Raw genomic sequence first — 19,765 nt, forward strand, 5'->3', positions numbered from 1 at the left:
GCTCAGGAGAGGTGCTTCAGCTCGGCCAGGATCTCGCGCGTGGCCTTGCTGCGGTTCTGCGTAAAGAACTGCAGCCCGGGCGCGCCGGCGTCCAGCAGCGTGCGGCACAACTCGAGGCACGTGGCCATCCCGATCTCGCGCACCTCCTCCTTGGAGGCGGCCGAGCGGAGTGCTGCGACGAACTTGTCCGGCAGCGCGCGGCCCGACAGGCCGGCGAAACGCTCGATCTGCGAGATCACCGTCAGCGGCATGATGCCCGGGATGATCGGGATGCTGCAGCCCAGCGCCCGCACCCGACGCACCAGGTCGATGTAGCTCTGCGCGTCGAAGAACAGCTGGGTGATGGCGAACTCCGCCCCCGCCTCCACCTTGGCCAGCAGGATGCGGTCGTCGAGTTCGGGGTCCTCGGTGGTCTCGTGGGGGTTCGCGAAGGCCGCGACGCCCACGCAGAAATCGCCCTGTTCCTTGATGAAGCGCACCAGCTCGGTGGCGTTGGCCAGGCCGTCTGCGTGCCGCACCCACTCGCCGCCGCCCGGCATGTCGCCGCGGATGGCCAGGATGTTGGTGACGCCGACGTCGCGGTAGGCGGCCAGCGCCTCGGCGATGTCGGCCTTCGACTGGTCCACGCACGTCAGGTGCCCCACGGTCAGCGGGCCGTTCTCCGTGGCGATGCGGCGGGTGGCGTGGATGGTGCGGTCGCGACGCGAGCCCGTGGCCCCGTACGTGACCGACACGAAATCAGGCTCCAGTGGCGTCAGGGCCTCGACGGCGCGCCACAGGATGGGCTCCTCCTCCTCGGAGCGGGGAGGGTAGAACTCGAAGGAGAAAAGGGGACCCTGTGCGGCGGAGAGCAGCTCCCCCACCGTCGTGGGCCGTGAGATCGTCGACGGCATGTACCCACCATAGGGAACGCCGCAACGCCTCGACTAAGCTGCCCACGTGAGCACCCCGTTTGATCCGAGCTCCCCGCTGAGCGCGCCGTTGCTGTCCGCCATCGGCGAAACCATCGACCGGTTCCTCGATGGGCAGGAGGAGTTGCTGGACACCATCGGCTCCTCGGATCTACTCCCCGTCGCCCGTGCCGCAACCGCCGGTGGCAAGCGGCTGCGTCCCGCCTACTGCTACTGGAGCTACGTGGCCGCCGCCGGGCAGCCGACGCAGGCCCGGTCACTCCTCGACGTCGCGAGCTCGCTGGACCTGCTCCACGTGTCGGCGCTGGTGCACGACGACCTCATCGACGCCGCCGACACCCGTCGCGGCCTCCCGTCCGCCCACAAGCAGTTCGAGTCGCTGCACGCGGCGCGCGGCGGCCGGGGGTCGGTCACCGACTTCGGGGTGTCGTCAGCCATCCTGCTGGGCGACCTCCTCCTCATGTGGAGCATCGAGCTCGCGGACGGCTCCGGCGCCCCGGGCCTCGATCGCGCCCGGCCGCTCCTCAGCGCCATGCGGGCCGAGGTCACCGCCGGGCAGTTCCTCGACGTGAGCGCGCAGTACCGCGTCACCGGCGCCACGTCGGTGGCCGACGAACTCGACGTGGCCCGCCGCGTGCTCGAATACAAGACGGCCAGCTACTCCATCCGGCGTCCCTCCCAGATCGGCGCTGCGCTCGGTGGCGCCGACGCCCAGCTCCAGGGCGCCCTGGCGGAGTTCGGTTCCGTGATCGGCCGCGCCTTCCAACTGCGCGACGACGTGCTCGGCGTCTACGGCAGGCCGGAGGTCACGGGCAAGCCCTACGGAGGCGACATCCACGAGGGCAAGCGCACGGTCCTGGTGCTCACGGCGCTGTCCCACGCCTCACCCGACGAGGCCCGCGAACTGGGCGGGCTGCTGGGCGCCGAGGGCCTCACGGACACCGACGTCGACCGGGCCGCAGAGCTCATCGAAGCCTCAGGCGCCCTGGCCCACGTGGAGGCCGTGATCGAGGAGAACATGCGCCACGCCCTGGCCGTCCTCGACGACACCCAGATGACCGCGGACGGCCGCACCGCTCTGGCGGGGCTCGCCGAGCGGAGCGTCAGACGTGCCCACTGAGCTCTCCGGGCTCACCTCCACCCAGGTCGCTGAACGCGTCTCCTCCGGCCGGGTCAACCACCTGCCATCACGGTCCGGGCGCAGCACCGCAGACATCGTGCGCGCCAACGTGCTCACCCGGGTCAACGCCATCCTCTTCGTGCTGTTCTGTCTGGTCCTGGTCACGGGCAACCTGCTCCAGGGAGCGTTCGGCCTGCTCATCATCGCCAACTCCGTCGTGGGCATCGTGCAGGAACTGCGCGCCAAGCGCACGCTGGACAACCTGGCCGTGGTGGGCGAGGCCCACCCCGTCGTCGTGCGCGACGGCGAACGCACCAGGGTCGCCAGGGACGAGGTGGTCCTCGACGACCTCATCGCGGTCGGGCCCGGCGAACAGATCGTCGTCGACGGCTCCGTGGTGGCGGCCGACTACCTGGAGGTCGACGAATCGCTGCTCACCGGCGAGGCCGACCTGGTGGCCAAGCAGCCGGGCGACGAGGTGCTCTCGGGGGCCTACGTCATCTCCGGCACCGGGCTGTACCGCGCGGAGAGGGTGGGGGCCGACGCCTACGCGGCGCAACTGACCGCCCAGGCGGCCAAGTTCACCCTCGTCTCCTCGGAGCTGCGCCAGGGCATCAACCGGATCCTCCGCTGGGTCACCTACCTGTTGGTCCCCGTCGCCGCGCTGTCCATCTTCGTCCAGTTCAACCAGCCGGACACCACCTGGCAGGAGTCGGTGCTGCGGATGGTGGCCGTGCTGGTGCCGATGGTGCCCGAGGGCCTCGTGCTGCTCACCTCGATGGCCTTCGCGCTGGGCGTGATCAGGCTCGGCCGGCGCCAGTGCCTGGTCAACGAACTCCCCGCGATCGAGGGCCTGGCCCGCGTCGACGTCGTGTGCGCCGACAAGACCGGCACGCTCACCCAGCACGCCATGACACTGGGCGAGCTCCTGGACCTCACCGACGACCCCGCCCACACCCGTCTGGTCCTGTCGCAACTGGTGGCTGCCGACGACGCTCCGAACGCCTCCATGCAGGCCATCGCCGCGGCGATCGAGGCCGCCGACGAGCCCTGGGCCGTCGAGACCCGGGCCCCGTTCACCTCCGCCAGGAAGTGGTCCGGCGTCAGCTTCGCCGGCGACCGTGGGCACTGGGTGCTGGGAGCGCCGGAGGTGCTCGCAGGCCATGACGAAGTCGCCCGACGCGCCGAGCAGATCGGTGCCACCGGCCGGCGGGTCCTGCTGCTCGCCCGGGCGAAGCAGCCCGTCGACTCCCCTCAGGCGCCCGGCGAACTGAGCCCCGTCGCGCTCCTGGTCCTCGACCAACTCATCCGGCCGGACGCTGCGGAGACGCTCACCTACTTCCAGGAGCAAGGCGTGGCGCTCAAGGTCATCTCGGGCGACAACGCCGCGTCGGTGGCCGCCGTCACGCGCTCGCTGGGCGTGGCCATCGGCGACGTCATCGACGCCCGGACGCTGCCCGGGGCGGGCGAGCAGTTCGACGACGCCGTCGACGCCGTCGACGTGTTCGGCCGCGTGACGCCCGAGCAGAAGCGCCAGATGGTGGGTGCGCTGCAGGGCCGCGGCCACACCGTCGCCATGACCGGCGACGGCGTCAACGACGTGCTGGCGCTCAAGGATGCCGATCTCGGCGTGGCGATGGGCTCCGGCGCGCCGGCCACCCGCGCCGTCGCCCAGATCGTGCTGCTCGACGACAAGTTCGCCACCCTTCCCCACGTCGTCGCCGAAGGGCGCCGGGTGATCGGCAACGTGGAACGCGTGGCCAAACTCTTCCTCACGAAGACTGTCTACGCCATCGCGCTCGCCCTGGTCCTCGGGCTGATGGGCCTTCCCAACCCGTTCCTGCCGCTGCAGATGACGGTGGTGGGGTGGTTCACGATCGGCATCCCGGCATTCCTGTTGAGCCTCGCGCCGAACCGCGAGCGGGCGCGCCCCGGGTTCGTCTGGCGGACCCTCTCCGTGGCCATCCCCTGTGGCCTCATCGTGGCCGGCGTGACCATCGCCACCTACGTCACCGCCCGCGGCTTCGGCGTGGTTCCGGATCCACACCAGGAGCAGGCCTCCACCGCGACCCTCATCGCGCTCATCCTGACGGCCACCTGGGTGCTGGCCGTGGTGGCGCGGCCCTACTACTGGTGGCGGGTGGGCCTGGTGGGGTTCGCGTACGCGTTCTACTTCCTGGTGTTCGCGTTGCCCTCCGCCCGCCGCGCGCTGGGGCTGGACATCACGAACACGGCGGAGATCACCTTCGGCGTCGTCGCCGGGCTGATCGGGATGGCGCTCGTAGAGGTCTCCTGGTGGGTCACCAGGATCGTCCGCCGGGAGCGTGCCGACGTCTGGGGTCAGCCGAAGGCGGCGCTCCCGTAACCGGCGGAGCCGGGGTCCGCAGTCCAGGCGTCCTTCAGCGCGTCTGCGATGGCCTGCGACTCCGCGAACGGGTCTGCCGCCGTGAACACGGCCGTCGAGACGACGGCGCGGCGCGCGCCGGCGGCGAGCACGGCGTCGACGTTGCCCGACGAGATGCCGCCGGCCGCGAACCACACCGGGCCGGCTGGGAGCGCCAGGGGCGGGTACTGGACCGCCATGTCTGCGACGGCGTTGCCGGCGTTCTCCCCGTCCACGGCCGGGCCGACGAAGGCGAAGTTCCACGGGTCACCGTCGATCTTGTCGGCGTCGCCGGCACCGTCGATGGAGCGCCCGAGCAGGGCGAACTCATGGGGCCGCTTGACCCCGAACGGACGCCACCCGGGCCGCTTGAGGAAAACCACGTCAGCGCCGCTGGCCTCAGCGACGTCGAGATTGTCCGCCGCGATGAGCGTCTGCAGGCCGAACAGCCGGTTGCGGGCCACCCGGATCCCCTCCGCCGCTTCCTCGACCGAGCGCTCGCCCCTGGTCAGCACCAGCAGGTCGGCCCCGTGGGCGGCAAAGTCTGCGGCCTCTGGGCCGGAACGCTCCGGTGGCACCACCAGGGCGAGACGGGCCAGGCGCAGTCTGGTGTGAAGAGACAAGGGTGCGGTCACAAGGGCAATCTACTTCGTCGGGGAGTCCACCGGAAGGAGTTCGGCGAGGTGCCCGCGCGCCGGTCGCGGACGCTTCGGCCGGGCAGCCTACAATCAGGAGAGCAAACGGGCCCACGGCCTCCTTCCCCGACCGTGCTTGGAGTGGCATGAACAGCACTTTCGACCCGTTGGTCGGCCAAGTGCTCGACGGTCGCTACGAAATCGTGGCGAAAGTCGCCCGCGGTGGCATGGCCACGGTGTATCGCGCGCGTGATCGACGTCTGTCGCGCGTCGTCGCGGTCAAGGTCATGCGCAGCGACCTCGGCGAGGACGACGAATTCGCCGCCAAGTTCGACCGCGAGGCCAGGTCCGCGGCCCTCCTCTCCCACCCGAGCGTGGTGTCGATCTTCGACCAGGGCTCCTCCCAGGGCAAGCCGTACATCGTCATGGAGTTCATCGAGGGCGAGACGATGCGCCGGATGATCAGCCGCGACTCCCCCATGCCGCCGGACAGGGCGCTCGAGCTGTTCGAGCAGGTCGCGGCCGCGCTGGCCGCCGCCCACGAGGCGGGCGTGGTGCACCGCGACATCAAACCCGAGAACGTGATGATCACCCGCCGTGGCCAGGTCAAGGTCGCGGATTTCGGGCTCGCCCGCCAGGTGGGCTCCCCCCAGATGACCGCCACGGGCATCCTGGTGGGCACCGCCAGCTACCTCCCGCCGGAACTCGTGACGCACTCGCGCCCGGACGGCCGCAGCGACGTGTACTCCGCGGGCGTGGTGCTCTTCGAGCTGCTCACCGGCAAGAAACCGCACACGGGCGAGAACAACTACCAGATCGCCTACCGCCACGTGAACGTCGACATCGAGCGACCCTCCGAACGGCTCGCGGAGATCGGGCACAGCGCAGACTGGGAGATCCCGGACTACCTCGACACCCTCGTCCTCGCCGCCACCCGCCGCGACCCTCGGGCCCGCATCTCCGACGGCCGGGAACTGCTCAGCGCGGTGCGCCGCGCGCGACGCGAACTCGCGCGCACCGGCGGCCATGACAACCCCACCCTCGCAGCCGCCCTGCTTCCCGAGAGCCCCGCGGAGGATGAGACCGAACACCTGCGCACACGTTCCTCCGAACGGCCGCGCCCGCTGTCCTCGGGCTCGCCCCCCACCGTCGTGCTCCGCCGCGACGAATGGCGCCCGGCGCAGAAGAAACCACGCCCGGACCCGGTCCCCGTCGCCGAACCCGTGTCGCCACGGCCCGTGGCCACCACCACGCAGCCGCGCAGTCAGCGCACGCCCGTGTTCCCGCACCTGCACATCTCCGACGACCCGGTCCACCGGCGCCGTCGCATCGTCGCGCTCGTCCTGGTGGTGCTCCTCCTGGCCGGCGCCGCGGGCGTCGGCTCATGGTGGTGGCTCGACGGGCGCTTCACCACCGTGCCCGCGATGAGCACGCTCAACGAGACCAAGGCCCGGGAGGCCGCCGCGGCCAACGCCCTCAAGGTCAACCGCACCGAGCAGTACTCGGAGACCGTACCGGCCGGCGTGGTGATCACCACCGACCCCACAGCGGGCGAGCGCCTCTTCCGGGGCTCCGACGTGACGTTGGTGCTCTCGAAGGGGCCGGAGCGCTACCCCATGCCCGCGGTGGTCGGGATCCCGCTGGAGGCCGCATCCCAGGCGCTGACCGCCGGACGGCTCGCCGTCGGCACCGTCACGGAGCAGTTCTCGGAGACGGTGGCCGAGGGCATCGTGCTGACCGCCTCGCAGGAGGAGGGTGCGCAGTTGAAGCCGGACACCCCCGTCGACCTGAGCGTCTCCAAGGGCCGCGAACCCATCCGCATCCCGAACCATGTGGGCGGGAGCGCGGACAAGGCCGTGAAGGATCTGGAGAAGCTCGGCTTCACCGTGGCGATCGAGGAGGAGAACTCCGCGGACGTCGGGGCCGAACGCGTCATCAGGCAGGACCCGCGCGACGGCAGCGGCCACCGCGGCGACACCGTCACCCTGGTTAAATCCCTCGGCCCCGTGATGGTGACGGTTCCCGACGTCTGGATGAAGAGCACCGACGAGGCCACCAAGCTGCTCGAGGACCTCGACCTGGTGGTCAAGGTGGAGCGCAGTTCGAACTTCCCGATCCCGCTGGACATCGCCAACAGCACAGACCCCGCGGCGGGTACCGAGGTCGCCGTGGGGACGAAGATCACTCTCTACGTCGCCTGATCGCGATCGCTGGCACACTGGTGGCCGGAGGTGGGGGATCGTGCCCGATTTCATGGTGGTCGTGCTCATTGTGCTGGCGGTGGCCGCCGTCGGCTTCGGCATCTGGGGGCTGCTGCGGCACCGCTATGTGCAGTCGCTGCGGGCCAAGGGCTGGGAGTTCATCACGTCTCCCCCGCTGTCCATCACCTACGGCCTGAACGTGCCGCCGTTCGGCCTGGGGTTCGACCGGCGCGTGGACGACCAACTGCTCGGCACCGCGCGGGACTCGACGCCGTTCACGGCCTTCCGCTACTCGTGCGACGCCTGGCGCAGCGCCGGGTACGTGGTGACCATGCCCCTGCCGAAGTCGCTCCCGGCGGCTGAGGTCCTCCATGTCACCGACGACCGGCTGCCCAGGCTGGGCGAGCCCGTCGAACTCGGCACGCTGCGCGCAGCCGCCCCGTCCCGCCGCTATGCCGAGGAGTTGCTCACGGCGGTGGGCGCCCACCTCCGCGGGCCGTACCGGATCAGCGTCGACCACGACAACCTGGTCCTGGTCGATGCACCCCGCGAGGCGGACCTGCTCGAGGACGCCATCGAGCAGTTGGCCGCCGTGCGCGCCGCGCTGCTCACCACGGCCATCACCCAGTACAGCGGGCCCCCCGCCCCTGCGGGCCTGAGTTTCCACGGCCGCCCGGGCTGGGCCTACCTCCCCCGCGACGACGCCTACCTGGGCGCCGTGAGCAGCACCGGCGGCGGCTTCGACCACCAGGCCCACGACATCATCACCTCGTCCAACGACGGGCTGCCCTTCGTCCGCCTGAAGCACACCTGGAAGACCAGGCACACCCGCAGGGACTCCGAGGGCAGGACCCACACAGAGATCCGCAACCACGACGAGATCCTCTGTGAGTTCCGCACCACATTCCCGTTCGAGGACCTGTCCGTGAACTGGGGCCTGTTCGGGCGGTCGCAGAAGTTCGAGTGGGAGGACTTCAACCGGCGCTTCACCGTGCGCACCGGCAACGCCAGGTTCGGCTCTGACGTCATGCACCAGCGCCAGATGGAGTACCTGATGCTGGCCGATGCGCCGAAGTTCGAGATCTCGGCAGGGGTCATCCGGGTGGGCGACGGCGACGACTGGCTGCCGGCAGACCTGGACCGCACGTCGCGGTTCCTCCACGGGTTCTTCGCGCGGGTGCCCAACTTCGTCTGGCAGGAACTGGGCGCATGGCCGCGCCCGATCGCGGAGCTGGAACCCCGTTAGCCACAGGCTGCAAAACGGAGAGCCGCCATGCTGAGTCCAGCGGGAAGATCTGATCGACATATGACGGCTCGAACTGCATCTCCGCGCTGCGGATCGGCGTCGCTCACCTGACGTGCCCAGTTCACGCTCGGCCAGTATAGAGCCCCTCTCTGTTCACTACGGTTCGTAGTACTCTCGGCATCGCGCCACCCCCATTAGCGCTCGTCTAGCACCGCGCGCTTCAGTCGATGGAGACACCTATGATTTCGCACAAATGGAGCTTAAGCATTCTCCTCGCGATCGGGATAAGCCTCTTTTCGGGAGTGGCTGTGGCGGACGATCCTACGCACGGCGCATCGGTTGGCCCCGGTGTTTCCGATCCTCGGATCGACGAGATACTGTCTGTGAATCCCAGCGTTAGTTCGAAGGAACTCGCCGAGTCCATTGCAGATCACGCGATCAACCGAGGAATCAGCGAGGAAGATGTAGTCGCGATGCTGTATGAAGATTCGAGCGAGGCTAGAGCAGCGCACATTCCGAAAGCAACAGAACTGTCCACGAACAGCACAGGTGAAGGCACCGCTGTCAAGCTAGGTTGCGCAGCCGCTGGATACTTCACGTACTCTTACTCTAAGACCCTCACCGTGGCCCATGGGCACAACACTCTCTTCACAGGCCAGTGTGAGGCAGTGCACATGCCGGGCAGAGACATCCCGAGCATCCGGCGCATCACTAGTACCTACACCGGGCTTCGAACGCATGCAAGTTATCCTGCTCATCTTCGTCGAGTCGACGGTGCGTCCATCAACATGAACGACCGCGCAGGGCAGTTCGGCATCAATCGGTTGAGCGCTAACGTCCAGTACGAGTCCGATTTCTCATTCAACAAACATCCTCTTTGGCCTTTCGCTTCCCTCGACGACCAGGTGTGGAAGTCGACATACAACTGCTCGAGTCTGGTTTGGGCAGCTTGGATGTATGCATCGACCTACAACGTCGACCTGGATCGCAATGGCGGGCCTGGTGTATATCCGGAGGACCTCTGGAAGTCGCCGCTGACCGTCCTGAGTCGCTACCTTGAGCGAGCCTAAGTGCGACGGAGGTCATTCCTAGCGGGAGGCTTGGCGCTCTGCGCCGCGTCTGCCAGCGGTTGCAGCGCAGATCCGTGGATTGAAAGCCCTGCAGAGTCGGAGGGCGAGTTCGATCCCACTGCCAGCGGTTACGCGCTGGGGTTCTCCAACTACGGCGCTGGTGATGAACCTTCGACCCGTAAAGGAGTGGTGCTTCGTCTCAGCGACGACGGCCGCAGTCGTGATGTGACGGAGTTCACCCCGATCGATAATGCCCGCTTGATCGGCTGCAACGGTGCCGTCGCATGGCTCTCGAACGACCGGGCCCACTATTGGGATCAACAACACCGCACATGGGAACTCCCTGTACGCGGCGGAGCAATCGACACTCTTTCGCAGGCGGGAGACCATGTGCTCGCGGTCATCAACTACGGCACTCAAGACCTGAGTAGATACGACTCCGCGCTCCTGTTGTTCAATGGGACCGATCATCATTATTGGGACCATCATGGATTCCTCGGAGCGGGGAGCGGTTGGAACGGGGGACGCACGTTCGCCTTCTCCGCATCAGGATTGTCTCCCGAAGTCCACCTCACCGACCTGACATCCGACGCAGTCTCGAGCTTTGGACCCGCTGCAGAGGTGTCTTCGGTGTGGGGCGAGCGAATGGCTACTTTGGATCGGTTCAGTTACGCCTTCGTGGCGAGGTCACCTGATGCCCAGTCAACAATAGACATTTGGCGGATAGATCCGGAGGCACGCTCAGTCACCCCCCTCCCTCTCACTGGCCCCGGCGCCAGCGTAGCCCAGTGGCAGTCCGAGGGCGGACCGACCACGCTCACAGCGCTCGGCAGGTCCCTCTACTGGTTAGCTACTGGAAGTCTGTGGACAGCGGATCCCCAGACCGGGGTTTCTCGCGAAGTTGTGAGCTTGTCAAGGGAAAGCAGCTGGTTCCTGGGGCCATCGGGAGTGGTAGGAGTTCGACCTGCTGGTCTGGGCTGGTCGTTGGAACATCGCTCGGTCACTGATGGAGAAGTCGTTCACCAGCTGGAAGACATCATGATTCCTGATGTGCCAGGTCTGCACCCTTTTGGTGCTGTCTATACGGGAGGGACTCTCCCCACGGGCCGGGGGTAATTGTCCCTTTTAGCGGAGTGAAACCCCTTGTGGTGAGGAGCCGCCTTGCCCGGCGGGCGAGCACACCGGGCGCGACTCGAAGGCAAGGCACCCACCGCCATCGTCACGAGATCCTCGCCGAATCGAGCACCGCGTGACTGTTCGCCAACCCGCCGCGAACGAGAGCCCTTGGTTCATGGCCGCGCTCGACGGCAGAAATCGAGCCGCGTCAGCGCAGTGCCCAGGCGACACGTTGGCCCGCTTCGGCACACTGCTCCCCAGTGACATCGAGGTGCGTCACGGCGCGCAGCGCCCGCGGGCCCAGGACGCTGACCAACACACCCTTGTCCTTCAGCCGTGCGGCGACTCCCGGCGCATCCGGGGTGGAGATCAGCACGATGTTGGTCACCACCGACTCGACGGTGACGACGCCGGGCCGGGCCGCGTCGATGGTCTCGGCCAGGACGCGCGCCGCGGTGTGGTCCTCCGCGATGCGCGCGAGGTTGTGTTCCAGGGCATAGAGCCCCGCGGCGGCGAGGACGCCGGCCTGGCGCCAGCCGGCACCCAACCGCTTGCGCTGCACCCGCGCGCGGGCCATCTGCTCCGCGCTGCCGACCAGCACGCTGCCCACCGGAGCGCCGAGCCCCTTGGACAGGCAGATGCTGACGGTGTCGAACAGCGAGCCGTACTGGGCGAACGAGCGACCGGTCACAGCAGCGGCGTTGGCGAGCCGGGCGCCGTCGAGATGCGTGGCGATGCCGAGCGCACGGGCGCCCTCGGAGACCTTGCCCAGTTCGTCGAAGTCCTGCACGGTCCCGCCACCGAAGTTGTGGCTGTCCTCCACCTCGATGCAGGCCGTCTCCACGAGGTAGGGGCCGCAGTCGACCGCCACCATCGCCAGCGCGTCGTCGGCCACGAGGCGGCCTCGGTCCGAGGCCCAGGTGCGCATGGTCACTCCGCCGACGGCGCCGTGGGCGCCCATCTCCGCCCGGGCGATGTGCGCCTGCGCGTCGCAGAGCACTTCGGTGCCGGGCGGGGTGTGCAGCCAGACGCCGAGCTGATTGGCCAGGGACCCGGTCGCGCAGAAGAGCGCGTCCTCCTTGCCGAACATCCCGGCCACCCGCCGCTCCAGCGCCGCGACGGTGGGGTCCTCGCCGTAGACATCGTCACCGACGGAGGCCGCGATCATCGCAGCGAGCATCCCGGCCGACGGCCGGGTCACCGTGTCGCTGCGAAGATCGATCACAGGTCCTTGGCCTGGAACCACTGAACCGGATTCTCCCGGTTGAGCCGGCCAGAGCGCAGCCGGCGGGCCACGAGGAACGCCAGCTCGAGCGACTGGTTGCGGTTCAGGCGCGGGTCGCAGACCGTCTCGTAGCGGTTGGCCAGGTCGTTCTCGTCGAGGTTGTAGACGCCGCCCACGCATTCGGTGACGTCGTCGCCGGTCATCTCGACGTGCAGGCCGCCGGGCCAGGTGCCGAGCTGCTCGTGGACGTCAAAGAAGCCGTTGACCTCGTCCGCGACATCCGCGAACGAACGGGTCTTGTAGCCGTTCTTCGCCTCGAAGGTGTTGCCGTGCATGGGGTCACACACCCAGGCGACCTTGCGGCCGCTGGCCTCGACGGCCTCGATGACGGCGGGCAGCACGTCGCGGACCTTCTTGGCGCCCATCCGGGTGATGAACGTCAGGCGCCCCGGGACGTTGTGGGGATCAAGCTTGTCTGCCAGCGCGAGCGCATCGGCGACGCTGGTGGAGGGGCCGAGCTTGACCCCGAGCGGGTTCTGCACGCGGCTGAACAGCTCCACGTGGGCGCCGTCGAGCTGGCGGGTGCGCTCCCCGATCCAGAGCATGTGGCCGGAGCAACCGTACAGCTCCTGCGAGCGGGAGTCGACGCGGGTGAGGGCGCGCTCGTACTCGAGCAGCAGCGCCTCGTGGCTGGCGTAGAAGTCGACGGTGCTGAGCGAGTCGTCCTTCACGCCGCAGGCGACCATGAAGGCCAGCGCGCGGTCGATCTCGGAGGCGAGCTCCTCGTACTCCGCCTCGACCTGCGAGTCGCGGACGAATTCGGCGTTCCAGCTGTGCACTCCACGCAGGTCGGCGAAGCCGCCCTTGACGAAGGCGCGCACGAGGTTCAGCGTGGCCGCGGAAGCGTTGTAGACGCGGAGGAGGCGCTGGGGATCGTGTTCCCGCGACTCCTGCGTGAAGTCGAAGCCGTTGATGGCGTCGCCGCGGTAGGAGGGCAACGACAGGTCGCCCCGGGTCTCCACACCGTTCGAGCGCGGCTTGGCGTACTGACCCGCGATGCGGCCGACCTTGACCACCGGGACCTGCGCGGCGTAGGTCATGACCACCGCCATCGAGAGCTGCACGAGCAGCTTGCTCTTGATGGCCTGGGCGGTGACCCCGGAGAACGTCTCCGCGCAGTCGCCGCCCTGCAGGAGGAACGCCCGGCCGTCGGCGACATCGGCCATCTTGAGACGCAGGTCGTCACACTCCCCAGCGAAAACCAGCGGGGGCAGCTTCTCCAGCGCGTCGATGGTCCGATCGAGGGCCGCGGGATCCGGGTACGACGGCTGCTGGACGTAGGGCAGCGCGCGTAGTTCTTCCCGGGAAATGATGCTCGACATGCGCGTTAGGTTACCCCACCCCGCACAGCGCCCTCACCGGTCGACGAGCCGGTGGACGGCCTCACTCGTTGGGATCGTGCAGGCCCTTGTCGATCGCGTAGAGCGTCAGTTCCACCCGGTTGTGGAGTTGCAGCTTGCGCAGCACGTTCTGCACATGGTTCTGCACGGTGCGGTGGGACACGAACAGTTCGTCGGCGATCTCCTTGTAGGCCATGCCCTTCGCGACGCGGCGGAGCACTTCGATCTCCCGGCTGGTCAGCACCGGGCCCTCTTCGTTGTGGGAGCGGGCCACGTTCACCATCCGGCGGAACTCGCCCAGCACCAGCCCGGCCAGACCCGGCGTGAACACGGCATCGCCGACAGCCGTGCGGCGCACGCCGTCGATGAGTTCCTCCTTGGACGCCGACTTCACCAGGTAGCCCTTCGCACCGGCCTTCATGGCGCGGAGCACGTCGTCGCGTTCACCGGAGGCCGACATCACGAGGACGTGCATGTCCGGGAACTCCTGCAGCAGGATCTCGATGCAGGTGGCGCCGTCCGGCTCGGGAATCTGCAGGTCCATCACCATGACCTCCGGACGGGCCGCGCGCGCCCTGTCCAGGCACTCCCGGCCGTTCTTGGCCACGGCCACGATCTCGAAACCCACCTCGGTGAGGTCCTCGCTCAGCGCGTCGATCCACATGGGGTGGTCGTCGACCAGCATGACCCGCTTCCGCTCCAACTTCGCAACCACTCAACTCTCCATCGCGTCGACGTCGATCGGGAACCTGAGTTCCCATTCTGCCCCAGCACCGGGCGAGGATTTCAGGATCGCCGAACCGCCCAGGGCCGCCATGCGGCCCACGATCGAGTCGCGGATGCCCATCCGGCCATTGGCTGCGGCGGCCTCCACCTGCTGGGCGCTCATGCCGACGCCATTGTCGCGGACCCAGAGGATCACCTCGTCGCACATCTCCTGGTCCAGCAGGATCCAGACCCGGGCGTCCGGGCCGGCGTGTTCCTCCACGTTGTTGAGGATCTCCGCCAGCGCGGCCTCGATCTCGTCCGCCAGGGGCCGCGGGATCTCCACGAGGCTGGCCATGGTGGCGACGGTGACCTTGGATGATTCGTACTTGTCGAGGACGGCCGCCAGGTCGACGGTGGTGGTGGGCTCGACGTCGAGCACGTCGCGGTCCTGCAGGTGCGAGCGCAGCTGCATCTCGGACTCACGCGCCAGCGCCGCGAGCCGGATGCCGCGGGGCCCGAGCGACGGGCCTTCCCGCTCGACGAGGGCCAGCACCTGGAGGGCGCCGTCGTGCACGAGCCTGGAGAGCCGCTCCCGTTCGCCGAGGGCCGCCGAGCGGACGCGCTCCTGCTCCTGCTCCACGATCGTGGCCCGGAACTGGGAGATCAACACGCCCAGGCAGGCCGTGAACAGGATCATGACGAAGCTGCTCCCGAGCCGTTCGAGGCTGAAGTGCGAGGGCACCATCAACGTCGAACCGGCGATGACGACGGAAAACACCACGCCGTAACGGACGCTGTTGAACAGGGCGGCATAGGCAGCCGCGCCGCCCGCCCAGTAGCCCGCCAGCGTCAGCGGCGCCCCTCCGGGCGGTAGGACCAGGGAGGTGAAGAGCACGATCGTCACGGTGACGCCCAGATCTGCCAGATGCGCGGCGCGGGTGCGCTTCGACGGCTTGCGCATCCGCAGCGAGATGAAGATGTGCCAGAACACGAGCGCCATCGTGGCCACGATCACGCCCAGCCGGTTGTCGGCGCGGGGCAACACGAGCAGGAAGTTCACCAGCACCACGTGGAGGCCCAACAGACCCCGGGCCACCTCCACGACGGTGTAGACCCTGCTCAGCACGTCGTGCCGGTCGCGGTACCAGAGGGTGAACGGGCGCAGGCCCCGTGCTGCCTGCGCCTCGTTCCACTGTGTGTCAGGCATCAGAGGCGGCCTGCTCCACCGGGGGCCCCTCCCCACCGGGGCGGGGCCGCACGAACTCGTCGGAACCGATGTCCCTGAGATCGCCGTGCTTCACCCGCGTGGCGTACACGTCTGCGTATTCCTGGCCGGTGAGTTGCTGGATCGCGGCCAGGGTCTCGTCCGTCACCCAGCGCAGCAGCGCCGTGTTGGGCTTCGCGGTGGCGTGGGCGGAGAAGTCGAGGGGCTTGCCGATGATCACGACGGGGCGGCGCACCCACGGCAGGCCGAAGGGACCCTTGAAGGACTTGGTGCCGGTGACGCCCACCGGGATCACGGGCACATTGTTGCTGAGCGCCATGCGGGCCATGCCCGTCTTTCCCTTGTACAGGCGGCCGTCGGGCGAGCGCGTGCCCTCGGGGTAGATGCCCACCACGTTGCCCTCGGCGAGCACGGAGGTGATGCTGCCGAGCGCCTGCGCGCTGGCGCGGCCTCCGCTGCGGTCCATGGGCACCATGCCCACGTTCTTCAGGAACCAGGCCACGATCTTGCTGCCCAGCCCGCCCTCGCCGGAGAACAGTTCCGCCTTGGCGGGGAAGATGATCCGGCGCGGCATGCTGGCGGGCAGCACCAGGGAATCGAAGGCGGCGATGTGGTTGCTGGCCAGGATCGCGCCGCCCTGCCTGGGGAAGTTCTCCTTCCCGATCACCTTCGTGCCATAGCCGTACTTCACCATGGGCGTGAAGATGACGTACTTGAAGAACTGGTACCACATGGGCGGCAGTCTAATCTCTGTCATCGTAGGAAGATGACTACCTCCTACAGCGTCCGGAATGAGGCGCGCCCGTTCCGGGGTGGACAGGGCGACATCGGTGTCGTCATGTGCCACGGATTCACCGGGACCGTCGGAAGCCTGCGACCCTGGGCCGAAGGGCTGGCTGAGCCCGACGGCGACTGGCCCGGGGTCCGGGTCCTGGCCCCGCGGCTCCCTGGCCACGGGACACATTGGCGCGACCTGGCACGCACCAGGTGGTGGGACTGGTACAACGCCGTCGAGGACGCGTACGTCGACCTGGCCTCCACCTGCAGCACGGTGTTCGTCGCCGGCCTCTCGATGGGCGGCGCGCTGGCGCTGCAGCTGGCCGCAGCCCACCCTGTGGGTGGCACCCTGCTGGTGAACCCCTCCCTCGGCACCAGGGACCGCCGCGTCGCCCCAGCGGTGAAGATCCACCGGCTGCTGCCGCCTCAGCGCGGCATCGCCTCCGACATCGCGCTGGCCGGGGTGGAGGAGCCGGCCTACTCGCGCTTCTCCGTGACCAGCCTCGCCACGATGGCCGAGCTGTGGGCAGACACCCGGGCGAAGCTGCACCGGATCCCCGGCCCCGTGCTCCTGATGGCCTCGACGGTGGACCACGTCGTGGACGGCCTCAGCCGCGAGGTGATCCGCCGGGACATGGCGGAGGTCGTGGATGTCGAACTGACGCGCAGCTACCACGTCGCCACCCTCGACCACGACGCCGGCCGGATCGTCGCCGAATCCCGCCGCTTCATCACGGGGCGCAGTGCAGCGCCCTCAGTGCGCTGAGGGTCAGCCGATGACCCGGCGGGCGCCGGTGAAGGGCATCGAGTTGAGGCCGGCCACCCGTACGCCGGAGCGCGGGTTGGCGGCGTCGACGATCTTGCCGTTGCCGATGTAGATGCCCACGTGGCTCACGGGGCTGTAGTAGAAGACGAGGTCTCCCGGCTGGAGTTCCGACTTCGACACCTTGTAGCCGGCCGAACTCCACTGCGTGCGCGAGGAGCGCGACAGGTTGACGCCCACCTGGCGGTAGGCCCAGCTGGTGAGGCCGGAGCAGTCGAACGTGTTTTCACCCGAGGTGCCCCACACGTAACGCTTGCCGACCTTGCTGAGCGCCGCGTTGACGACGTCCTGTGCACGACCGGAGGCGGCAGGTGCGGGGGCGGCCGGCTCGGCGGGCGCCGCTGCTGCGGGTGCGGCCGGCGCTGCACCTGGCGCCGCGGGAGCCGCCGCGGCTGTCTGCGCACGGGCCGCGCGCAGTTCGGCGCGGCGCTGCGCTTCTTCCGCCTGGCGGACCCGCTCGGCCTCCAGCCTGGCGAGGCGCTCGCGCTCCTCAGCGGAGAGGCGCTTGTAGACAGCCTCCGCCTCAGCCTCCTTGGCGTCGTAGTCTTCGGCCAGCTCCACCTTGGCGGCGTGTTCCTTCTTCAGGGCGGCCTCGGTGGTGGCGGCGTCCTCGCGCAGGGTGGTGAGCTTCGCCTGGACGAGTTGCAGCTGCTGGATCCCGGCGTTGCTGCGGTCCACTTCGCTGTGCAGGGTGGCCAGGCCGCTGAGGAAATTGTCTGAGGAGCTGCTGAGCAGCAGCTGCGCCGTGAGGGAGACCGAATCGTGCTGCAGTTGGAATGCGGCCACGTCGCCGAGTTCCGAGGACAGCTTCCCGACCTTCTCCTCCTGCGTCTGCACGTCGGTCTTCAGCCGCGCCAGCTTCTTCTCCGCCTGCGCAGCGCGGTCATGGGACTCGATGATCTGCTGGTCGATGGCCGAGGACTCCTGCTGGATGCGCTCCAGCTCCGCCCGGGCCTGTTCGACGGCTTGGGGGTCCGCGCTGGCCACGACGGTTCCGGTGAGGATGACAGCTGAGGTGAGTACAGCGGCGACGGCGGCACGAACTCGGTTCACGGAAGCTCCAGTGGTGGCGGACAGCATATCTGAGAGAATCCTAAGCTCTTTTCAGGCTTTCTCAAAGTCCTGTCCACGGACTCGCTTAATGGGGTGCGGGATTTGTCGGCACCGGCGATTATCGTCTCCCTCATGTCTGCCACCGCCTTCTCCCAGCCGTCCTTCGAGGACCTCGGCGTACCGCTCCCGGACGTCACCTTCGTCGTGGTGGACCTGGAGACCACCGGCGGGGCGGCAGATTCCGAGATCACCGAGTTCGGCGCGGTCAAGGTCCGTGGCGGCGAGGTGCTCGGGGAGTTCCAGACGCTCGTGCGCCCCTCGGCACCCATCCCGCCCATGATCCAGGTGCTCACCGGCATCACCAATCAGATGGTGGCGGGCGCCCCTCCCCTGTCCCAGGTGCTGCCGGCCTTCGCGGAGTTCGCCGCCGGCGCGGCACTGGTGGCCCACAACGCGCGTTTCGACACCGGCTTCCTGCGCCGCGGCTACGAGCAACTGGGCATGACCTGGCCACGCCCCACCGTGATCGACACGGTCGCGGTGGCCCGCACGGCGCTCATGCGCGACGAGGTGCCCAACTGCAAGCTCGCCACGTTGGCGCGCTACTTCCGCGCCACCACCGAGCCCAACCACCGGGCGCTCAGCGATGCCCGGGCCACCGTCGACGTGCTGCACGGGCTGCTGGCCCGCGTGGGCAACCTCGGCGTGCACACTCTGGAGGACCTCACGGAGTTCGCCCTCCAGGTCTCGCCGGACAGGCGGGCCAAGCGGGTCTGGGCCCAGGACGCCCCGGAGACGGCCGGCGTCTACTTCTTCGTGACGGATTCGACGGCGGCAGACGGCAGCCCGAAGCGCGAAGTGCTCTACGTGGGTAAGTCCAACAACCTCAAGCGGAGGGTGCGGTCCTACTTCTCGGCGGCTGAGAAGCGCGGCCGCATCCACGAGATGGTCCGGGTGGCCACCGGCGTCGAGTTCATCTCCTGCGCCACGGACCTGGAGGCGGAGGTGCGGGAGCTGCGCATGATCGAGTCGCTGGCGCCCCGGTACAACCGGCGGTCGAAGAACCAGCGCAAGCTCACCTGGCTGAAGCTCACCGACGAGGCGTTCCCCCGGCTGTCCGTCGTCACCTCGGTGCGCGACGGCGCGCCGCACTTCGGGCCGTTCCGCAGCCGCGACGCCGCCAACGAAGCAGCGCTCACGCTGTACGACGCCTTCAAGTTGCGGCGCTGCACGCCGCGCCTCTCCAGGAAGACGGCGTCGGCATCGTGCGCCCTCGCGGAGATGGGCCGCTGCCTTGCCCCCTGCGAACTCGGGGCAGGCGCTGAGGGCTACGGCGCCGTGGTGGAGGAGGTGCGCAGCAGTTGGGAGACCGACGTGCGCCCCGTGCTCCGCAGCGTGCGGGGCCGTCTGAGCAAGCTCGTCGGGCAGGAACGCTACGAGGAGGCCGGCGAGGTGGCGGAGCGGCTCACCGCGTACTACCGCACCTCCCTGCGGTTCCACCGCGTGCGGTCGCTGGCCAGGTGCCGCCAGTTGGTGGCCGCCGTCCCCTCGGCGGAGGGCTGGGACATCCACGTCATCCGCTACGGACGGCTGGCCGCGGCCACCACGGCGCCCTCGCCCCGGGCGCGCATCGCGGCGGAGGAAGCCGTCGCGCTGGCGGAGACGGTGCTGCCCGTTACGGGGGGCTGGCCCGCCGCCAGCATCGAGGAGGCGGAGCGGGTCGCTTCCTGGCTTGAGCTGCCCGGGGTCCGCCTCATCGAGACGGACGGGAGCTGGGAATGGCCGCTGAACGCGGGCCTCCCCGAGGGCGCCCTCCCCCGGGAACTACTCGGCGAGCAGCCCCTCTCGGAACTGCTCGCCTCGTGATCGCTG

Annotated in this window: 15 protein-coding genes; 7 read left to right on the plus strand and 8 right to left on the minus strand. The window is 68.7% G+C overall.

The window, feature by feature from the left end; genetic code table 11:
• Positions 1 to 2: 2 nt before the first annotated feature.
• On the minus strand, positions 3 to 893 hold the full coding sequence (locus J7D54_RS09425; protein ID WP_182763646.1) for a methylenetetrahydrofolate reductase: 891 nt from the start codon (positions 891 to 893) through the stop codon (positions 3 to 5).
• A gap of 46 nt (positions 894 to 939) precedes the next feature.
• Here J7D54_RS09425 and J7D54_RS09430 point away from each other — a divergent pair, with 46 nt between their 5' ends.
• The gene (locus tag J7D54_RS09430) at positions 940 to 2,031 is read left to right on the plus strand and encodes a polyprenyl synthetase family protein (protein ID WP_182763647.1); all 1,092 of its coding nucleotides are present in this window, start codon (positions 940 to 942) and stop codon (positions 2,029 to 2,031) included.
• Positions 2,021 to 4,396, plus strand: coding sequence for an HAD-IC family P-type ATPase (locus J7D54_RS09435; protein WP_182763648.1), 2,376 nt, complete (start codon positions 2,021 to 2,023; stop codon positions 4,394 to 4,396). The genes J7D54_RS09430 and J7D54_RS09435 overlap by 11 nt, the downstream gene beginning before the upstream one ends.
• Here the strand turns inward: J7D54_RS09435 and J7D54_RS09440 are convergent.
• Positions 4,372 to 5,049 carry a thiamine phosphate synthase gene (locus J7D54_RS09440; RefSeq protein WP_182763649.1) on the minus strand — a complete coding sequence of 226 codons (678 nt, stop codon included), beginning with the start codon at positions 5,047 to 5,049 and terminating at the stop codon, positions 4,372 to 4,374. The two genes, J7D54_RS09435 and J7D54_RS09440, sit on opposite strands and share 25 nt — an antisense overlap.
• 146 nt (positions 5,050 to 5,195) lie before the next feature.
• Here J7D54_RS09440 and pknB point away from each other — a divergent pair, with 146 nt between their 5' ends.
• The 3 genes from pknB to J7D54_RS09455 all read left to right on the plus strand — a co-directional run bounded on the left by pknB (position 5,196) and on the right by J7D54_RS09455 (position 9,566).
• The gene (gene pknB, locus J7D54_RS09445) at positions 5,196 to 7,250 is read left to right on the plus strand and encodes a Stk1 family PASTA domain-containing Ser/Thr kinase (protein WP_182763650.1); all 2,055 of its coding nucleotides are present in this window, start codon (positions 5,196 to 5,198) and stop codon (positions 7,248 to 7,250) included.
• A gap of 40 nt (positions 7,251 to 7,290) precedes the next feature.
• Positions 7,291 to 8,496, plus strand: coding sequence for a hypothetical protein (locus J7D54_RS09450; protein WP_182763651.1), 1,206 nt, complete (start codon positions 7,291 to 7,293; stop codon positions 8,494 to 8,496).
• 239 nt (positions 8,497 to 8,735) lie between these two features.
• On the plus strand, positions 8,736 to 9,566 hold the full coding sequence (locus J7D54_RS09455) for a hypothetical protein (protein WP_182763652.1): 831 nt from the start codon (positions 8,736 to 8,738) through the stop codon (positions 9,564 to 9,566).
• A 1,324-nt stretch (positions 9,567 to 10,890) separates the two neighbouring features.
• On the opposite strand, the gene J7D54_RS09460 is transcribed toward J7D54_RS09455, so the two are convergent.
• From J7D54_RS09460 to J7D54_RS09480, 5 genes are all read right to left on the minus strand, one after another.
• On the minus strand, positions 10,891 to 11,907 hold the full coding sequence (locus J7D54_RS09460) for a low specificity L-threonine aldolase (RefSeq protein ID WP_182763653.1): 1,017 nt from the start codon (positions 11,905 to 11,907) through the stop codon (positions 10,891 to 10,893).
• A complete protein-coding gene (locus tag J7D54_RS09465) occupies positions 11,904 to 13,289 on the minus strand; it encodes a class II 3-deoxy-7-phosphoheptulonate synthase (protein WP_182763654.1) in 1,386 nt (461 codons plus the stop codon). The genes J7D54_RS09460 and J7D54_RS09465 overlap by 4 nt, the downstream gene beginning before the upstream one ends.
• Before the next feature lie 61 nt (positions 13,290 to 13,350).
• Positions 13,351 to 13,992, minus strand: a complete 642-nt coding sequence (locus tag J7D54_RS09470; protein WP_076059384.1) for a response regulator transcription factor — start codon at positions 13,990 to 13,992, stop codon at positions 13,351 to 13,353.
• Between the two features lie 30 nt (positions 13,993 to 14,022).
• Positions 14,023 to 15,222 (minus strand): sensor histidine kinase, encoded by a 1,200-nt coding sequence (locus J7D54_RS09475; RefSeq protein ID WP_182763655.1) that lies wholly within the window; start codon positions 15,220 to 15,222, stop codon positions 14,023 to 14,025.
• Positions 15,215 to 15,973 (minus strand): 1-acyl-sn-glycerol-3-phosphate acyltransferase, encoded by a 759-nt coding sequence (locus J7D54_RS09480; protein ID WP_182763706.1) that lies wholly within the window; start codon positions 15,971 to 15,973, stop codon positions 15,215 to 15,217. The genes J7D54_RS09475 and J7D54_RS09480 overlap by 8 nt, the downstream gene beginning before the upstream one ends.
• A gap of 33 nt (positions 15,974 to 16,006) precedes the next feature.
• Here J7D54_RS09480 and J7D54_RS09485 point away from each other — a divergent pair, with 33 nt between their 5' ends.
• Positions 16,007 to 16,783, plus strand: a complete 777-nt coding sequence (locus tag J7D54_RS09485) for a carboxylesterase (RefSeq protein WP_182763656.1) — start codon at positions 16,007 to 16,009, stop codon at positions 16,781 to 16,783.
• A 3-nt stretch (positions 16,784 to 16,786) separates the two neighbouring features.
• Here J7D54_RS09485 and J7D54_RS09490 read toward each other — a convergent pair whose 3' ends face one another.
• The gene (locus J7D54_RS09490; RefSeq protein WP_182763657.1) at positions 16,787 to 17,893 is read right to left on the minus strand and encodes a C40 family peptidase; all 1,107 of its coding nucleotides are present in this window, start codon (positions 17,891 to 17,893) and stop codon (positions 16,787 to 16,789) included.
• Between the two features lie 132 nt (positions 17,894 to 18,025).
• On the opposite strand from J7D54_RS09490, the gene J7D54_RS09495 reads away from it, so the two are divergent.
• Positions 18,026 to 19,759, plus strand: a complete 1,734-nt coding sequence (locus tag J7D54_RS09495) for a DEDD exonuclease domain-containing protein (RefSeq protein ID WP_182763658.1) — start codon at positions 18,026 to 18,028, stop codon at positions 19,757 to 19,759.
• Positions 19,760 to 19,765 lie beyond the last annotated feature (6 nt).

Origin of the sequence: Tessaracoccus sp. MC1865 (assembly GCF_017815535.1) — a bacterium.
Taxonomy (GTDB): Bacteria; Actinomycetota; Actinomycetes; order Propionibacteriales; family Propionibacteriaceae; genus Arachnia.

Coding starts and splice junctions, on each gene's coding strand:
- J7D54_RS09425 (WP_182763646.1), bottom strand. CDS start 893: ATGCCGTCGACGATCTCACGGCCCACGACGGTGGGGGAGCTGCTCTCC.
- J7D54_RS09475 (WP_182763655.1), bottom strand. CDS start 15,222: ATGCCTGACACACAGTGGAACGAGGCGCAGGCAGCACGGGGCCTGCGC.
- J7D54_RS09480 (WP_182763706.1), bottom strand. CDS start 15,973: ATGTGGTACCAGTTCTTCAAGTACGTCATCTTCACGCCCATGGTGAAG.
- pknB (WP_182763650.1), top strand. CDS start 5,196: ATGAACAGCACTTTCGACCCGTTGGTCGGCCAAGTGCTCGACGGTCGC.
- J7D54_RS09455 (WP_182763652.1), top strand. CDS start 8,736: ATGATTTCGCACAAATGGAGCTTAAGCATTCTCCTCGCGATCGGGATA.
- J7D54_RS09465 (WP_182763654.1), bottom strand. CDS start 13,289: ATGTCGAGCATCATTTCCCGGGAAGAACTACGCGCGCTGCCCTACGTC.
- J7D54_RS09495 (WP_182763658.1), top strand. CDS start 18,026: ATGTCTGCCACCGCCTTCTCCCAGCCGTCCTTCGAGGACCTCGGCGTA.
- J7D54_RS09485 (WP_182763656.1), top strand. CDS start 16,007: ATGACTACCTCCTACAGCGTCCGGAATGAGGCGCGCCCGTTCCGGGGT.
- J7D54_RS09470 (WP_076059384.1), bottom strand. CDS start 13,992: ATGCTGGTCGACGACCACCCCATGTGGATCGACGCGCTGAGCGAGGAC.